Genomic DNA, 17,122 nt, shown 5'->3' with positions numbered 1-17,122 from the left:
TGCGGAGACTCTGTCCCAAACACCAGTGGAGAAAATTCCCTCCGTGCAGTTGAGCAAGGTGAATTTAGAGAAAAAAGGAAGCGTGAATATTAAGAAGTCGGGGAAAGTGACGGCGAGACTGGAATGGGAATCCTCGAAGGATTTAGATCTCTATTGTTTCTACGTGACTAAGAACAATGAATTAGGGAAAATCTACTATCGTAATCTGGGATCGCCTCAAAAATCTCCGTTCATTCAGCTAGACGGGGATTCTAAAGGCAAGGGACAGGAAACGATTACGATCCATCGTACTGAAGAACTGAAGTATGTTTTATTTGCGGCTTACAGCGCTATTAGCAATGGGATCGGGAGTTTCTATTCCATGAAGGCGCGCGCGGTAGTCGATAATCATCAGGGTCAGCAAGTCGTGTCGTCCTTATACGAGAAAAATAACTACGCGTATTGGGTGGCCATTGCGCATATCGATTTCACCTCTGCATCGGAAATGAAGGTCAGCCATGTTGAGCAATATTCCAAGCGATTCACCGAGAAAAGCCCTCTTCTCTACGCAGACGGATCTTTCAAAATGAATGTTGGCAAGGCAGAGTTTAAGGGGTTCAGTTGATTCGAAGTACGGGTATTCAGATGAAATAGAAGTTCAGTTGATTCGAAGTACGGGTATTCAGATGAAATAGAAGAGACCGTCAGGGGCCTGATGGTCTCTTTACGATAAACAAGTTAAGTTTCAAGTCTTTTGTTCGATAAGACGATGGCAATAGCGATCAGACCGAGGGAGGACCCGAAGAGAAAGCCGGCTTTTAGGCCGCCGAACGCGTTTAATCCTCCAGCGATGTAGGGTCCGAGGAACATGCCCAGCGAGTAAACCGATTGATACAATCCCATCGCCGTCGCCCGTTCTTCCGGCACGAAATGCCGAATGGCCAAGCTGAGCAGAAGCGGGAAGTACATCGCTTGGGCAATGCCGTTCAGCGCTTGAGTCGCTGCCAGCCAGCCGAGGTTGGGGCTGAACGGAATCGCCGCGGTGAAGATTGCGGCCAGCAAGAAGCCGACGATGACGACCCGGCGCGTGCCGAAGCGGGGAGCGAGATATCGCCCCGTCCATAGCGAGACGAGCGCGTGCGGGACCATGAAGGCGACGACGATGCCGGTGCTGGGCTTCGCTGGCGCCAAGCTCGACCGCTTGAAGCGGCGTGAATCCGAACATCGTGATGAACAGGATTCCGTGCGCTAGGACGGAGAGGACGGATACCGTCCAGAGCAAGGGTGAGCGAAGAACGCGGGAGACGATGGCCCGATCGACTCGTCGTATGTGTTTCTGCTCCGGAGGAGTGGTCGCTTGGTCTGTCGTCGGTTTCGGCCGCTGATCCGGCTCGAACACAAAAAAAGCGACGAGCGTTCCGAGCGCGGCAACGAATATGCCGCAAGTAAAAGCGTAGTTCCAGCCGCCGACCGAAGCCAGCCAGCCGCTCGCGCTCATGCCGATCAATTGGCCGGACACGGTGAGGAAACTCAGCGTTCCCATCGCTTGATGAGTTTGGTTCGTTGGGTAATAAGAGGCATACAATACCGAAAATGGCACCCAGGCCGCGGCGCATATCCCCGCCATTAAACGCCCGGCAAGCGGTCCGCCCCACGTTCCAGGCAGCATGAAGAAGACGCAGCTGATCAGTCCCGCCAGCATTCCCGCGATGAGGAACGGCTTGCGTTTGGACATGACGTCCGAATACATGCCTAGAGGCAACCGGGTAATGACCTGAGTGGCCGTAGCTGCCAAGTATAAATCCGATCCAGCCCATCGAGAGTCCGCGGTCCTGCAGATAAGGCTCAGGATTGGTACGTAAATATATAACGTCGTCCAATACAAGATCGTCGCCGCGGCGAAGATCAAGTGCCGTGTTCGGACGGACGGTTCGGTTTGTCGCCGCGCATGGGCATGTCGCAACTCGGGTGTCGGATGGTGCATCGTCGTAGAAGTCCTCCTGGATAAGCCGTTATTTTCACGTTGTGTGAGTAGTCAGGTGATGAGAAGTTTCTACTATACTGTAACGGATCGGGAGGGGATTGGGAAGATAGATCGTGGAGCAGGCAGGGCGGGGTTTATTTTATTTTCCAGAAGTTAGAATGTTTTGGTAAAATGGGAGGGTGCGAAGGGGAGCGGGAAGGCACGGCTTAATCGGGAATGAGGAAGTGGACCGAATTGAAAAAGCGAATGCGAAAAGGTTAATTGGATGGATGATCGTTTCATTAATATTGTCGTCATGCAATTCTCATCTAAATCTGAACCGACGAAACTTGAATCCTCTCACTCTGACTTGTCTTACGGCGAAGCGACGAATCAAGGTTATGTCGTTGCGGGGCCGGCGGGATTAGCGATGTGGCTAAATTAGAGGCGTTCTTCGAGGACTATAGGAGTAAGAGAAAAGTAGCGTTATGATCGTTCGATATACCGATGAGGGGGACCCCATCTACGTGGATTTGGACTTCGACGGGGAAAACATCGAGTACACTTACGATAATTCCTGGATGGATTCGGCGACAAGATAAAGGAGTAAGGAAAACCAGTTGCAAAGAAATGGGCAGAGAATCGGACCTCGAGGAGACATGACGGGCACGGAATATTACCTGAGCTCTTGCGAAGATAATATTGGATATAGCGATGTGGAGAAAAAAGAGTATTTTATATTGTTTGTGAGCAGCGATGCGAAACATGAATTGATGGCAATGCTTGAAGGCGGGATGAGGTTAATAAATTGAATGTAACAACTTCGACCTTAACATTCGGTATTGTTCCATTTGTAATTGGGGTTCTTGCGGTTATTGGCCAAAGCAAATTTTATAAGCAATCTGTGGAAAAATTGAAGGAGGAAAATAAGAAGTTTAAGGCAATGTATGAGAGTGAAAATAGGAATGAATGATGGAGGAGAAAATAGTGAAGAGGGGAAATAGTGCGGGAGAAAATTAGTTCTAGGACAAAAGAAAAACCGCCCATTGTATTGAGCGGTCAATCCCGAACTATTGTTCATGCTAACTTATGGTCAAATGTCCGTCGAATGTATGGGTTCACGCGGCTTGATCGGTTGCTTCCCGATTTTCCTGATTTATCTCGCTAGCAGGTTCGTCGTCCGCGATTTTATAGTATTTTTCGTAGATGATAACCGGGACGATCAAACATAAACCCACGAATACTAAGCAGAAGGCGAAGAACCCAGAAATGCTTGATATGTCGATAATCAGCTGATTGCCTTCCGAGGCCAATTTGGCAACACTTTCGCCGGTAGGGGGCAGGTTAGACATCATTTCGATCTTCATTGATGTTTCCTCCAATTTGGGTTGATTTGTTGGGAATCGGAGTCGCCGGATAGAGATAGAATCGCAATAGATTTATGACCTGCAACTCCGCTATTATTCGGTTGCTTTCAACAACAGTGAATGATGTTCTTTCTGATTTCTATATTAAACGGTAGACGGAGATTGGATGTGATGGAAATCACAAAGTATTAAAATCATATGATTAACAGAACTTGGAGAAGGTTAAAAGTAACAAAGGTTATGCCGGATGATCACTAGACTGTATTATCGTTGGATGATGCTTTCGTGTAGATTGGATAGCCCGAAGGAGTGAAAATGTACGAATAGTACAGCTTTAAGCTTTCGACTTAGTGAAGGACGATAATACGTAGTAAACTAAAAGAGCTCACGTAATCGCGTGGGCTCTTTTAGTTGAATCGGTAATAGCTCGGTTACTTCGGTTTTCGGACTATTTCGTTCAACGCAAATGAACAACCCCGCTTGCCATGTGGCTGGCGGGGTTAGATATGATAAAAACTTATAACTTAAATCCTTCAAGTTTAACTCATGTTAGCTTTTGAGTTTCCCATTCTAGATGCAGGTTCACCATTTTTCTTTGCTTCATGTTCAAGGTTGCGAAGCCGACTTGAAATATCCATCAAATACTCGACCATCATACCTAATGCATACAATACGATAGCTGTTACAATTCCACTTACCACCACGAAATTGCTAAGCCCCACCTGAATCCCGATTCGTAATATCTACCCACCAATTCACGCATTACCTCGTCAGCTTGATTCGCTTGAATAATGCCCATAATTATGGCTGCTAGGCAGTGACGTACGCCAAACCTTTTAAGAGTTTATCCACAAAATCACCGGAAACGATCCTCATCGGTTGAGGGATTTGCTAGAGTTACCAGACGACAATATTATACATGAGAAGCTCTTATTTTGGCGATATGTGGAAGAAAAGATTGCAGAATGATAAATTCTAAAATGGACTTATTGGAAATTTCTATGAGCAACCGTTTGTAATTATCCGACAAATTTAGCCAAAAATAAACCTATAATCTGTATAATATTCCTGTGCCTGCGTTTAAAAAATCGGGAGCCGCCCTCGGTCTGAAGCGGGGCGAGGCATTTCAGCAGCAAAGAAGCAGAGCCAGTCGGACATATCCGCACCACCTAGCCGCATCGCGACCAGTCACTTCGTGACCTTAAGGTGGTGGGAAGTCGTGAACACGGAAACGTTATAGGAAATCAACGCAAAGCAATAATCATACAGGGAGTAGTTTCTGTGAAGACAAAATTAATAATAATTGATGGCATACCTGGTCGGGCAAGTCAACGACCGGAAGCTTTATAAGTGAAAGATTGAATGAGTCAAAGATCCCTAATAGATTTTATCACGAACTAGAAGACAACCATCCATTGAGAATTTACGACAAGCAGTTTATTCTTTTACTATTCTAGAAAAGCAGAATGGTTCGCTGCAAAGGTCGAGCAACTCTTTAGTGATTTATTAATGATAAATTAGATCGAGAAGAAATCACAATTATGGAGAGCTATGTATTTCAAGACACAATTGGATTTGCTTTTAACATGCAAATGGAAGAACAAAGATTGTTGGATCTGACAAAGAAAATACAATCTATTTTAAGTCGGCTTGATCCCGTTCTAATCTATTTTTACCAAGTGAATGTAGAACAAAATTGGAGATGGATTTGTGAGATTCGTGGACCTGAATTCACTCAAGGTGTATGTGGAATTCATACAGATAACGATTTTGTAGAAGCCGGGAAGTTCTGGACTATAAATCAGGATTTTGTATTCAAAATCGTTCAGGAATGGGATATTTCAAAGCTAATAATAAGAAATGAGAATTACAAATGGGATGAATATAAAGACAGAATAATTGATTTTCTGGGGTGAACTCGAAGAAGGCGCTGACATCCTATAACACCATATTCACGCATCGGGCATTCGCCCCTCGGTCCGGCAGAAGTTGGAGAGGATTCGATGGAAGTGAACTCAAACACAGGGAAGCAGAAGCAGCCGGACACATCCAACTCCCTAACCGCATCGCGGCCGCCCCGTTGGGGCTTAAGGGAGTTGGACGTCGTGAATACAAGAACGTTAGATGAAATGGCTGAAAGTTCTTAAAATACATTAATAATGAGCGTATCAATAATACTTTCATCAAATTCCAATTACATTATTTAGAAGGTAAATGGAATTTTATGTCGAAATTATTTCTATCTTGCAATATGGAGGGTTATATTTTTATGATTAAGGGACAGTTTCTTGTTCAACTTAAACAAGATCTTTTGATTAGTATTCCGAATGCCGTAAAGCGTATTAAACTTGATGAGGGAGATAAAGTTTGTTATATCGCACTATATGGTTCTGATGACGAACCCGTCATTGGATTGATACAATTAGGGTAGAATCCTACCGAAAGCAGATGATTGAAGAAGAAGGTACTGATGACAAGTGGCTTTTATGGAATTTTGGAGAAATGCCAGTTAATTATCAAATCGGTCTAGAGTCGGAAGATCCAAATTTCCCAGAAAAGCAGAATACACTTATTGAAATATTTGGTGGACAAGAAGAATATGAAGAGTGGTGGGAAGTATCACAAAATCTTCGATTCGAAATAGCATATGAATTAAATAACTATGACTGGAGTGGAATAATACCTACTTCAGATGATTTTGTAATTTATTCGTCCTGGGAAGCTATTGATGTAATCAATGGTGATTTGACTCGCAGTATACCAAAAAATAAATACGAATTACTTGAATCAATGGGACTAATATAACTACAAAGTTTATTTGATAAAACCGCAAATTGCGGTTTTAATTTTTTCATTAATGTGTAGTCAGTGAAGTCAGCCACATCATCTAACAGCATATTCGCGCTGCGGGCCATTTGGCCCTTGATCTGCCCGGAGAGATTTCGAGGAAGCCGAGTCAGTCAGATACATCCATTCCCCTAAGATAAGAGCTATCTAAGGGAAATGGACGTCGTGAATACACGAACGTTATGCGCAATTACTGCAGAGCTTAAAGATCAATATGAAAGAAGTGATTCTTATCTGCAATTATTTTTTTTGAAATTGCTGATATTTGTAAAAAAAATATGTTTAGATCTACGACCAAGCTCTATTATTGATTCTAACAAATTCGAAAATTTGTATTCATTATTTTCAAGATATAAGAATGATCTGTTATCAAATAAATTAGTAAGAGCAGATTTTGTTTGGATTCTTTTTTATACATCAAATTCAATGATTGTTCAATGTAACTACTCAAAACATAATAGGCAATTACTTGAGGAATGGGAAAAGTATAATCAGGCATTATTGAGTTTACAAGAAGAATATAATCCAGAAGAAGTTGATGATAAATGGATTGAATCAAATATTATTTATGAAGACGGACGAGCAATTACAAGTGATTTCTTTACTTTTTTAAGGTATCAATATAGCCTACTAAATCAATCTGAACTGATGACAAATCCTAACAAATTTACTGAAATAGGTTCATTATTTAAGTCAGAAGATAATAATTTAAGAGACTATTGGAAATTATCTAGAAAAGTACAAAATCGTCTTATTTCAAATAAATAGTTAAGTATTTCAAGTAGGCAGTAACAGCGTATAACACAATATTCGCGCTGCGGGCCATTCGGCCTTGATCTGCCAGGAGAGTTTTCGAGGAAGTGAATTCAGGCAGATACATCCATTCCCCTAAGATGAGCGAAAAATTTAATCAAATCCAGGTGCATAAAATGAAAATCATTATTTGAGGCTGAACACTACAGGATCGGTATGTTTATAAGCTGTCCCTTATGTAGCATAGAAACCGAAGTGACTGTTCATAAGTACAGTCAAAACTCGGGATATGAAATAACATTTAATGATTTAAAGAGAGCATTGAAAATGAAAAAGAAAGATTAGAAATATTACCACTGATTGAAAGGTGGTATAGCAATAAATTAGTATTAGAAGTTAACCAATATGTCTTTTTTAAGTAAAAAAGAAAAGGAAAGCATTGAAGAAATACATTTAAGAATAAAGACGAATAAAGAAAATCAATACACTATCTATCAAAAACTAATGAATATATGGAGATGAATGTAGATTCATAGAAGGAGGATCCTTCGTCTAACACCATATTCACGCATCGAGCCATTCGGCTCTCGGTCCGGTAGAAGTTAGAAGTGGATTCTAAGATGCAATTGGCAGTAGCAGAGAAGCGGAATCAGCCGGACACATCCGCACTGTCTAACTGCGCAAGCGCAGCCGGTTCCTGCGGAACCTTAAGCCAGTGGGACGTCGTGAATACGGAAACGTTATCCGAAACCTCCGAGTGACTATTCTGATTGTAGATGCTTGAGGAAAAGATCGGTTACAATCAGCTCATCAAGCACTTGTATTCTTGGTATGTGATACTCATTAATGAAATAAACTTACAATACTTGATTAAGAAATCTACAATCCAATTTTGGAGGGGAGGAACTACGCGAATGGAAACGTTGGGAAGAGGGTGTCTCTGGCTTATTCTTGGTTCCATAGGATTGTTGGGTCTCGCCTTTATCACAGAAAGTACGATCAACATTCCATGGTTCATCTTTATCCCAATTGTGATACTTGTCTTCTGGATGGCATCGAAGAAAAGTAAAAAATGAATAGATGGAATCATAGGTTTGTAAATTAGCTAATTGATTGAAGCGTGTATTACTCGTGACACGATTTCTACAAATCGGACAGAGACAGAATCGTAAACCGTGTATATGTAAATAAGTGATGATAAACGCTCTGATATGGATTACAATTCCATTTAAGGGCTATTTTTTATTTAAATGAAAACTCAAAACTCACGAAGATCAAAAACTCGAAGAGATCAAGATAATCATGATGATTTAGGGAGTCATGAAGAGTTCAAAGAATTATATTAAGAACTCATATGTAAGCAAATTCAGGAAGACAGAGGCATCGGATAACATTATATTCACGCATCGGCAGTCAAGCTGCCTCGGTCCGGACTGAAGTAAGAAGTGGAATCGATGTTGTAATTTCAGCAGCAGTAAAGCAGAATCAGCCGGACACATCCGCACCGACTAACCGCATCGCGGCCGGCGACTTCGTCGCCTTAAGTCGGTGTGACGTCGTGAACACACAAACGTTAGCTGAAACCACCCAAGTGCGAATAAACTATATAAGATAAGGTGATCTATGAATAAATTTATTCAAGCTCGCACAGAAGAGATCAAATACCACGAATCTTTTTACCTAGAGAGTACGCTCTTTGAACCTGGAACTTGGTTAGCTAGGCCAGTCAAGATCGTATTGAAAATGCTAGACTTACTGAATAACCCAAATATACGAATACTTGATCTTGGTTGTGGAGTAGGTAGAAATAGCATTCCAATAGCTCAGATAGTAAAGAATCTTAATGGAATGATTACTTGTGTTGATTTGATCCCAACTGCAATAGATTTATTGATTGAAAATTCTAGGAAGTATAATGTTCAAGATCAGATCATTGCGGAAGTTGCTGATGCAGAAGAGTACTTAATAACCCCTAGAGAATTTGATTACATAGTCGCTTGTTCTTGTTTAGAACATGTATCTTCAGTGGAAGCATTAAAGATGGTAGTAAATCGGATGATTACAGGAACAAAAGACAACGGAATAAATGCAATATTAATGAGTACTGAAGTAAAGGAAATAGATATTGAAACTCAAGAAACTGCTGACGGTTAATAGAACTTAATTTAGAAACAGACAGAACAATATTACTACTAGAGAATCTATATCATGGTTGGGAGATCCTTTATAAGAGCTATCTACCTCAATCTATGAAAGAAAAGAAATATGATAAGGAAATAGAATTCAAAAGCAATTGGATCACGTTTGTAGCTCGAAGAAGGGGTGGCATCAGCTAACACCATATTCACGCATCGGGCCATTCGGCCCTCGGTCCGACAGAAGTTGAAGAGGATTCGATCGGAGTGAACTCAGAACAGGGAAGTGGGAACAGCCGGACACATCCAACTCCCTAACCGCATCCCGGCCGCCCTTCTGGCTTAAGGTAGTTGGACATCGTGAATACAAGAACGTTATCCGAAATTCCTGAGACCATAAAAGACAAGGATGAGATTCTTTTATGTTGAACTATACGAATACAACCAAAGAATTATCAGAAAGCGGTATTGATACCGCTATTATTTCTGTAGGTGCAACCGAACAATTTGGTCCATATTTGCCCATGCACTTGGATACTGTAATAGCTGAACTCTATGCCGAAGAATATGGCAAGCATTAAATGCTTATGTATTACCCACTTTACCGTTTAATACCTCTGAGGAACATGCGAATTTTAAAGGGACAGTAACAATTAGCCCGAACCAAATAACATTATTATTAGAAGAGATTGTGACTGGACTAATACGACAAGGATTTAAAAAGTTTGTTTTATGTTCAGGACATGGTGGTTCCTATTGGGAAGGATCTTTTATCAAACATATTAACTATAAATATCCAGAAATTATATTGATTCATCCAAATCATAATGGAGATGCTTGGCAGACAGCTATTCAAGCCTCAGGACTGGAAGGGCTAAATGAAATGCACGGCGGGTTATTGTCTGTATGTACAGCAATGTGGTTATGTCCAGATAAAGTGAAGTTACTTTCAATGGGTTCTCAAATTCCTACAGAAAACAGAAAATATGCTGATTTTATGGGCTGGGATAAGCTTACAACAGATGGATGTTGGGGGAGTTTTGATCCAGATGGTTATTCGCCGGTAGAATTAGCGCGTAAAGGACAGATTTTTTGGAATACATTCATAACGAAGAAAGCTGAAGGAATTAAAGAAATATTAGAAGATGCATATAAGAGAAAGGTTTCATTTCGGGGTAACTCATAGAGGTCAGGAACTTCGGATAACACCATATTCACGCATCGGGGCATTCGCCCTCGGTCCGGCAGAAGTTGAAGTGGACTCGATAGGCGTGAACTCAGATACAGGAAGCGAAGCAGCCGGACACAATAGGCGGAGTTCACTGCATTCCACTCCTTGATAATGGTAACTTGATGATGGTCTGGGATCGAGAAGAGAAAGTACTCACAACAATTGGTGGGAGATTAGAACAGAACGAAACAATAGAAGATGGATTAGATAGAGAAGTGATGGAAGAAGCAGGAATTGAATTAACTGAAATTAGAGTGCCCTTCGCTAGCTGGTTTTGGAAGGAATCTAACGGATACACTATTTATTTCTTAACACTTGTAAAAAGGATTTGTGAAATACCAAAAGGATATGAAAAGACTGGATATGTAATAATGAATTTTGAAACCGCTTTAGATATGATAAAGAATATTGAAGGCAGAGAAGAAAGAATAGAAATTATCAGAAGAGCAGGGATATTGTCGGGCAATCTCAAGGATGAGGGCAACAGCAGATAACACCATATTCACGCTGCGGCCATGCGGCCCTTGATCTGCCAGGAGTGATTTCGATGAGGTAATTCAGGCAGATACATCCATTCCCTAAGATAGGAGCTATCTAAGGGGAATGGACGTCGCGAATACATGAACGTTATCGGAAATCCAAGCAATTAGGAGGAAGCAATTCATGGTAGAGAATGTATTTATTCTAGGTGCTGGTGCATCTTTTGAATCTGGAGCACCATTAATGAATAATTTCCTTGATATATCCGAGGAATTGTTAATGACAAATGTACTAAATGAAAAAAGAGAAGCATTTCAAGAAGTTTTCTCTATCATATCTGATTTGCAGATTATTCATTCAAAATCTTATTTAAAATTGGACAATATTGAAACGCTTTTCGGAGCTATTGAAATGGCTCGAATTATCAATAGACTTGGCACGAGGACGGGCAATGAAATTGAAGTTGCTAGAGAATCACTTATCAAATTGATTGTTAAAACCCTTGAAAAAACAATAAAGTTACCAGCATCGGATAAGCATATAAGACCGACAAAATCATATCTAGAATTTGCTAATCTAATAAACGATCTACAAGCTTCAAATTCAAATAACAGTACTTCTTCAATAATTTCATTTAATTATGATGTTGCTTTGGATTTTGCTTTACATTACACGAGTCAGAGTCCAGATTATTGCTTGTCTCACTCTAATGACAGAAGTCGACTCCATTATTTAAAATTGCATGGATCAATTAATTGGGGTAGATGCAAACATTGTAAAGAAGTACTTCCTTATAACTTTAATGATTATTTTAGAAAGTACAATTGGAGTCGGTTATTAGGTGAAGTAAAGAATGTATTACTTACTCCAAGTGAACATTTACACGACTTAAGTCATTGTAACGAATCTGTAGAAAATATTCCTGTAATTGTCCCTCCAACTTGGAACAAAACAGATTATCAAGGCACTCTTACAAATGTCTGGACCCAAGCGGCAGAGGACTTAAGTACTGCTAGAAATATATTTGTAATTGGTTACTCTCTTCCAGAATCCGATGCCTTTTTTAGATATTTATTTGCATTAGGAACAGCTGGCAAGTCGAGAATAAAACGATTTATGGTATTTGATCCGAATAACACAGGGGAAATTAAAGGACGTTATGAAACCTTAATTGGCAGAGGAATATATGATAGGTTTGAATACCGTGAAATGAAATTTTCAGAAGCAACCCCATTTATTAGAAATATTCTAAATGTAAAGGAAAATAAATATTGAGTTTATCAATGAAGGCTGGGACATCCGATAACAATATGTTCACGCATCGGCGGACAAGCCGCCTTGATCCCGGGAGATAAGTCGAAGAAGCAATCGCCGGGACACATCCATTCACCCAACCGCATCGCGGCCGGCCGAGATCGTGCTAGTCGCAGGACTCTTGCAGCTTAAGGTGAATGGACGTCGTGAACACGGAAACGTTATAAGAAATTGGTGCAAGATCGATTTCTACGAGTAACTCGAGATGAAGTATAAAAACACTAAAATCTGGAGCATCCTTATATATTGGCGTATAATAAGAATGATAATTCAAAGGGGTACAAGTCATGAGTGTCCCAAATGATGAGCTTGAGCAAATTTTAGATCATTTGAATGATAAGAATAAAGTTGTAGCGAAGAGCTTTTTGTCCTGGTTACTGGAAAAACAAATAGATGAAGAAGATGACTATTTAACACCTGAAGATATCCAGGCTATTGAACAAGGACAACTTGATCTTCAAAGCGGCAGGACTAAATCATTGGAGGACTTACAACGTGAGCTCGAAATATAGGGTAATCTTTTCGGGTGAAGCAGAGAAGTCACTAAAGAATCTAGAGAAAGATACTATTAGAAGAATTTTTAATGCACTTCAACAATTGAGTGAGAAGCCATACGAAAACCCACATACTAAGAAGATGAAAGGTAAGGAAGGCAATTATTATAGACTTCGTGTGGGGAGTTACCGAGTTATCTATGAAATCAAAAACAATGAATTAATCATATATGTAGTACGCCTAGGTCCAAGAGGAGACATATATAAATGACAACTAGAGTAAGTCCCTGACATTATAGTTAGGGACATTTTTTATAGTTGTGGAGTATTTCAGAGAAGACGCCAACATCTTATAACACCATATTCACGCTTTGGGCCATTCGGCCCTCGGTCCGGCAGGAGTTAGATGTGGATTCAGAGATGTAATGTCCCTAACCGCGTCGCGGCCGCCCTTCGGGCTTAAGGGAGTTGGACGTCGTGAATACAAGAACAACTATGTGAGCCATGCATGCAGTCAATAGAAGATGAAATAGATATAACAGAAATAGTGTACTAATCGAGAGATTTTAATAGCTTATTCAAGATGGCAGATACTTCTGATAACACCGTATTCACGCATCGGCCATTCGGCCCTCGGTCCACAGAGGCATTTCGAGGAAGATTATTCAACGGACACACCCGCACCACCCAACCGCGTCGCGGCCAGTCGCTTCGCTCCTTTAGGGTGGTGGGACGTCGTGAATACAAGAACGTTATCTGAAAGAGCGAAGCTTATTTGAAATTCATCAAACCAAAACCCTTATGATATAATGTAGCTGAGGTGATGCTAACATGTTAAAAGATGATGTAAAACAAATGATTGATAAACTTCCTGAGAACTGTTCAATTGAAGACATCCAGTATACATTGTATGTCAGATCCAAAATTGAAAAAGGACAGAAGGACATTGATGAAGGCAATTTACTATCCCATGACGAGGTTAAAGCGAGGATGGATAAATGGCTGAACAAACAATAATATGGACCGTAACGGCGTATAAAGATTTACAAAACATTGTAGAATATATTTCTCAGGATTCCATGTATTATGCCTTAGCATTTTATGATGATGTAATGGATAAAGCACAGACACTAAATGATTTCCCGCATCGAGGACGTGTAGTTCCAGAAATGGACGATCCTGAGGTGCGGGAAATTTTTATACATCGGTATTGATTGATTTATCAAATACATAATGATCGGATAATCATAAAGACCATAATACATGGAGCAAGAAATTGTCTTAATGAATAAAGGCGAATTGTGGGTTTAACAGGAGCTCCTTCAGATAACACCATATTCACGCTTAGGGCCACTCGGCCCTCGGTCCGCCCGAGGCATTTTCATGGGAGCATAATCAGCTGGACACATCCGCACCATCTAACCCCATCGCGACCGGTCACTTCGTGACCTTAAGGTGGTGGGAAGTCGTGAACACGGAAACGTTATAGGAAATCAACGCAAAGCCAATAGATCATACAGGGAGTAGTTTCTGTGAAGACAAAATTAATAATAATTGATGGCATACCTGGGTCGGGCAAGTCAACGACCGGAAGCTTTATAAGTGAAAGATTGAATGAGTCAAAGATCCCTAATAGATTTTATCACGAACTAGAAGACAACCATCCATTGAGAATTTACGACTAGCAGTTTAATTCTTTTACTATTCTAGAAGAAGCAGAATGGAGTTAGAGTGAATAGTAGACACAGATTATACTAGATTCAATAACTGAGCGGAGGACACTGTGTCTATGAAACAGATCAAGCATGATGAAGCGTACAAAAAGCAAACAGTTAAATATATAAAGGAGTGGGAAGTCGGTAGCAGAGATCGGTCGGGAACTTAAGATTAATGCAAATACTTTGTATGGCTGGGAGAAAAGGTATGGCGGTGAGCCAGAAATCGTTGCTATACAAGCGCTAGTCCCAGAAGATCAGAGAATAAAAGAGATGCAAAAATATATTCGTGATCTCCAAGAGGAGAATGAAATCCTAAAAAAGGCGATGCACTTCTTCGCGAAAGACCGTCGGTAAAATATACGTTCATCCACGAACACCGCTCCGAGTACCGACTGGAGAAGATGTGCCGCATAATGGAAGTATCTCGTAGCGGCTATTACAAATGGTTAGGACGCCCTGAGAGTGAACGTGAGCGTCAGCACAAGGAATGGACGGACCAAGTCAAGGAAGTGTACGACCAGAATAGGCAGCTATACGGAAGCCCTAAAATTACCGAACGATTGCATCAACAAGGTGTCAACATCTCTCGTCGTACCTTCACCCGTATCATGAAGGAGAATGGAATCCGTTCCAAGACCGTAAAGAAATACAAGGCAACAACCAACTCCAAGCATTCCCTACCGGTTCAAGAAAACGTAATGAACAGGGAGTTTGCTGCAAGTAAACCGAATGCGAAGTGGGTGACTGATATCACGTATGTCTCCACCGATGAGGGTTGGCTTTATTTGGCGAGCGTAATGGACTTGTACTCGCGTAAGATTGTCGGTTGGCACATGAGTGAACGGATGACGTAAGAGCTTGTGCTACAGGCTCTAAGGCAAGCCCATGGCCGTCAACAGCCAGGCGCAGGATTGCTGCATCACTCGGATCGCGGAAGCCAGTACGCATCCCATGATTACCAGAAGCAACTCAAGATTTATGAGATGACTGGTAGCATGAGTCGCAAGGGAAACTGTTACGACAACGCTTGCATCGAGTCGTTTCACAGCGTATTGAAGAAGGAACTAATTTACCTCAATAAATACCAAACACGCGAAGAAGCGAAAAAGAGTATCTTTGAATACATCGAAGTTTTTTTACAACAATCAACGTATCCATTCTACGATAGGGTACCACACGCCTTCTGATTACGAACGTATGTACCCTGGTCAAGCTGTATAGGAAGAAAATCTGTGTCTACTATCTTGACAGAGGTCCAAATTAAAGAGTCCAACATATTTCGACGATTTTGGAGGAACAGCATATTTTTATAGTGGATTAATAGTAAATTTCATTAATGACAAATATGGGGTGAAAATATTAAACGAAATTATCAGAAAACCTGAAGAATTTGAACAGATATTGAATGAATCTATCGAGGAATTTTATAACGAATGGATTACAACTTTGAAGTGAAATGTGAGTTTTTCAGAGAAGGCGCTGACATCCTATAACACCATATTCACGCTTCGGGACGGCTTTTCCGCCCCCTGGTCTGGACCGATGAAGAAGAGCCGAGGGTAATTCAGCCGGACACACCTGAACCACCTAACCGCATCGCGGCCAGTCGCTTTGCTCCTTTAAGGTGGTGAGGCGTCGTGAATACACGAACGTTATAAGAAACTGGCGCAAATATTAAATTCATGGAGTGCTCAATATGTGTAATAAATGCGAAGATATCTCAACAACAATTGAAATTAATCATCCATACGAATATTTTAATATTGTTTCGCAAATAAAAACGTTTATTCAAGATAGTGTACTTATCTTAGTAGATTCAAATTGTGATCTTGAACAGATACAAAAAGGAAAATCACTCCCAGATGATGTTCTAGTTCACAAGTTTGAATGTACAAACTGTTTAAGATTGTTTGAACTCAGCGTTGAAACATATCATGGAAGTGGTGGGACATGGAAGCCTATAATTTCTAAGTAAAAGGATTGATACATGTGAGTTGGAGCACCTATTTATTTAAGGAAATAGAAAATGATGAAGAGGTAATCTATTACTTCTCTCCTAATAAGAATGACTTGAAAGAAAACATGGGAAAAATAAGACTAGATAAAACAGCCGAGATGATTTCAGAATTAAAACCTTATTCAGGTGATAATGGGCCCTATGGATTTTATATAAAGCAAGCCGGATACTGCCTTGCGAAATGTTTCAAAAATGGTGAGTACCCTGAAACTGTTTCAAGATACATATGATAATGGAATCTGCAGGTATCTCGAGAAGGCGCCAACATCTTATAACACCATATTCACGCATCGGGACGACTCCGTCGTCCCTCGGTCCGGCAGGAGTCTGATGTATTTCGAAGAGGCACTTCAGTATTCGGAGAAGCAGAAACAGCCGGACACATCCGCACCACCTAACCGCATCGCGGCCTCCCCTGGTGGGCTTAAGGTGGTGGGACGTCGTGAATACAAGAACGTTAGACGAAATTCCTGAGAGCATTACAGAATTCAATCAAACACATTATTTTTCGACTCTTTCTCCGTTTGAGAAGGAGTTTTTTTTCTATATACAGAATTTGTAAAACGTAGGGGTAAAGATTATGGTTTGAATATTAACAATATCCTAGAAGAAGTCGCGAATTCCAGCGACGGAGCGCTTGATAATAAATATTGTGGATTAAACCTTAATAGAGAAGGTGAGATCTTGATGTTCCTTTACATTTTGTTTTTATTTCTAATGATCGTAGGATTAGGGACCATTCATTACACGCTAAAGATACAGGTAAAGAATGATGAAAGAATAATAAATCGATTGGATTTAATCATTAAAGAACTAAGTATTCT

At 40.7% G+C, this 17,122-nt stretch carries 17 protein-coding genes and 3 pseudogenes; 17 read left to right on the top strand and 3 right to left on the bottom strand.

Translation table 11 applies throughout. The annotated features are described in order from the left end of the window. Positions 1 to 604 (top strand): TerD family protein (locus tag HH215_RS35915; RefSeq protein ID WP_217362335.1); only part of this gene is annotated, 604 nt, incomplete at its 5' end. A 113-nt stretch (positions 605 to 717) separates the two neighbouring features. Here HH215_RS35915 and HH215_RS37160 read toward each other — a convergent pair. Further along, positions 718 to 1,128 carry an MFS transporter gene (locus HH215_RS37160; protein WP_375140542.1) on the bottom strand — a complete coding sequence of 137 codons (411 nt, stop codon included), beginning with the start codon at positions 1,126 to 1,128 and terminating at the stop codon, positions 718 to 720. Between the two features lie 97 nt (positions 1,129 to 1,225). Then, positions 1,226 to 1,963, bottom strand: a pseudogene (locus HH215_RS37155) (MFS transporter); the annotation flags it as partial. A 467-nt stretch (positions 1,964 to 2,430) separates the two neighbouring features. Between HH215_RS37155 and HH215_RS35905 the strand changes: the two are divergent. After that, complete coding sequence (locus tag HH215_RS35905) at positions 2,431 to 2,544, top strand: DUF4362 domain-containing protein (RefSeq protein WP_169284799.1); 114 nt, start codon at positions 2,431 to 2,433, stop codon at positions 2,542 to 2,544. A 516-nt stretch (positions 2,545 to 3,060) separates the two neighbouring features. Here HH215_RS35905 and HH215_RS35900 read toward each other — a convergent pair. Then, on the bottom strand, positions 3,061 to 3,309 hold the full coding sequence (locus tag HH215_RS35900; RefSeq protein ID WP_169279584.1) for a hypothetical protein: 249 nt from the start codon (positions 3,307 to 3,309) through the stop codon (positions 3,061 to 3,063). Positions 3,310 to 4,850: 1,541 nt separating this feature from the next. On the opposite strand from HH215_RS35900, the gene HH215_RS35895 reads away from it, so the two are divergent. The 15 genes and pseudogenes from HH215_RS35895 (at position 4,851) to HH215_RS35825 (ending at position 16,528) form a co-directional block, all read left to right on the top strand. After that, on the top strand, positions 4,851 to 5,225 hold the full coding sequence (locus HH215_RS35895) for a hypothetical protein (protein ID WP_169284798.1): 375 nt from the start codon (positions 4,851 to 4,853) through the stop codon (positions 5,223 to 5,225). 353 nt (positions 5,226 to 5,578) lie between these two features. Next, the gene (locus HH215_RS35890; protein WP_169284797.1) at positions 5,579 to 5,740 is read left to right on the top strand and encodes a hypothetical protein; all 162 of its coding nucleotides are present in this window, start codon (positions 5,579 to 5,581) and stop codon (positions 5,738 to 5,740) included. A gap of 17 nt (positions 5,741 to 5,757) precedes the next feature. Further along, positions 5,758 to 6,114: a hypothetical protein gene (locus HH215_RS35885; protein WP_169284796.1), complete on the top strand. Its 357-nt coding sequence runs from the start codon at positions 5,758 to 5,760 to the stop codon at positions 6,112 to 6,114. Positions 6,115 to 6,321: 207 nt separating this feature from the next. Then, positions 6,322 to 6,924: a hypothetical protein gene (locus HH215_RS35880; RefSeq protein WP_169284795.1), complete on the top strand. Its 603-nt coding sequence runs from the start codon at positions 6,322 to 6,324 to the stop codon at positions 6,922 to 6,924. Between the two features lie 605 nt (positions 6,925 to 7,529). After that, positions 7,530 to 7,670: a hypothetical protein gene (locus tag HH215_RS35875; protein ID WP_169279579.1), complete on the top strand. Its 141-nt coding sequence runs from the start codon at positions 7,530 to 7,532 to the stop codon at positions 7,668 to 7,670. An 862-nt stretch (positions 7,671 to 8,532) separates the two neighbouring features. Continuing rightward, complete coding sequence (locus HH215_RS35870) at positions 8,533 to 9,063, top strand: class I SAM-dependent methyltransferase (RefSeq protein WP_254450653.1); 531 nt, start codon at positions 8,533 to 8,535, stop codon at positions 9,061 to 9,063. Positions 9,064 to 9,466: 403 nt separating this feature from the next. After that, positions 9,467 to 10,230: pseudogene (locus HH215_RS35865) on the top strand (creatininase family protein). Between the two features lie 95 nt (positions 10,231 to 10,325). After that, a complete protein-coding gene (locus HH215_RS35860) occupies positions 10,326 to 10,769 on the top strand; it encodes an NUDIX hydrolase (RefSeq protein WP_310735630.1) in 444 nt (147 codons plus the stop codon). Positions 10,770 to 10,938: 169 nt separating this feature from the next. Next, positions 10,939 to 12,030 (top strand): hypothetical protein, encoded by a 1,092-nt coding sequence (locus HH215_RS35855; RefSeq protein ID WP_169279576.1) that lies wholly within the window; start codon positions 10,939 to 10,941, stop codon positions 12,028 to 12,030. Positions 12,031 to 12,356: 326 nt separating this feature from the next. Further along, positions 12,357 to 12,581 carry a hypothetical protein gene (locus HH215_RS35850; RefSeq protein ID WP_169279575.1) on the top strand — a complete coding sequence of 75 codons (225 nt, stop codon included), beginning with the start codon at positions 12,357 to 12,359 and terminating at the stop codon, positions 12,579 to 12,581. Beyond that, a complete protein-coding gene (locus HH215_RS35845; protein ID WP_169279574.1) occupies positions 12,565 to 12,834 on the top strand; it encodes a type II toxin-antitoxin system RelE family toxin in 270 nt (89 codons plus the stop codon). The genes HH215_RS35850 and HH215_RS35845 overlap by 17 nt, the downstream gene beginning before the upstream one ends. Positions 12,835 to 13,394: 560 nt before the next feature. Next, complete coding sequence (locus HH215_RS35840; RefSeq protein WP_169279573.1) at positions 13,395 to 13,580, top strand: hypothetical protein; 186 nt, start codon at positions 13,395 to 13,397, stop codon at positions 13,578 to 13,580. After that, positions 13,562 to 13,777 carry a type II toxin-antitoxin system RelE/ParE family toxin gene (locus tag HH215_RS35835; RefSeq protein WP_169279572.1) on the top strand — a complete coding sequence of 72 codons (216 nt, stop codon included), beginning with the start codon at positions 13,562 to 13,564 and terminating at the stop codon, positions 13,775 to 13,777. Before HH215_RS35840 ends, HH215_RS35835 begins: the two co-directional genes overlap by 19 nt. Before the next feature lie 575 nt (positions 13,778 to 14,352). Continuing rightward, positions 14,353 to 15,502 (top strand): annotated as a pseudogene (locus tag HH215_RS35830) (IS3 family transposase). Positions 15,503 to 16,270: 768 nt separating this feature from the next. Then, on the top strand, positions 16,271 to 16,528 hold the full coding sequence (locus tag HH215_RS35825; protein ID WP_169279571.1) for a hypothetical protein: 258 nt from the start codon (positions 16,271 to 16,273) through the stop codon (positions 16,526 to 16,528). The last annotated feature ends 594 nt before the right edge of the window (positions 16,529 to 17,122 follow it).

It is taken from the genome of Cohnella herbarum, from assembly GCF_012849095.1.
Classification (GTDB): domain Bacteria; phylum Bacillota; class Bacilli; order Paenibacillales; family Paenibacillaceae; genus Cohnella; species Cohnella herbarum.
Note: the sequence above shows the minus strand (reverse complement) of the source record. Positions and strands in the feature narration are given on the sequence as shown.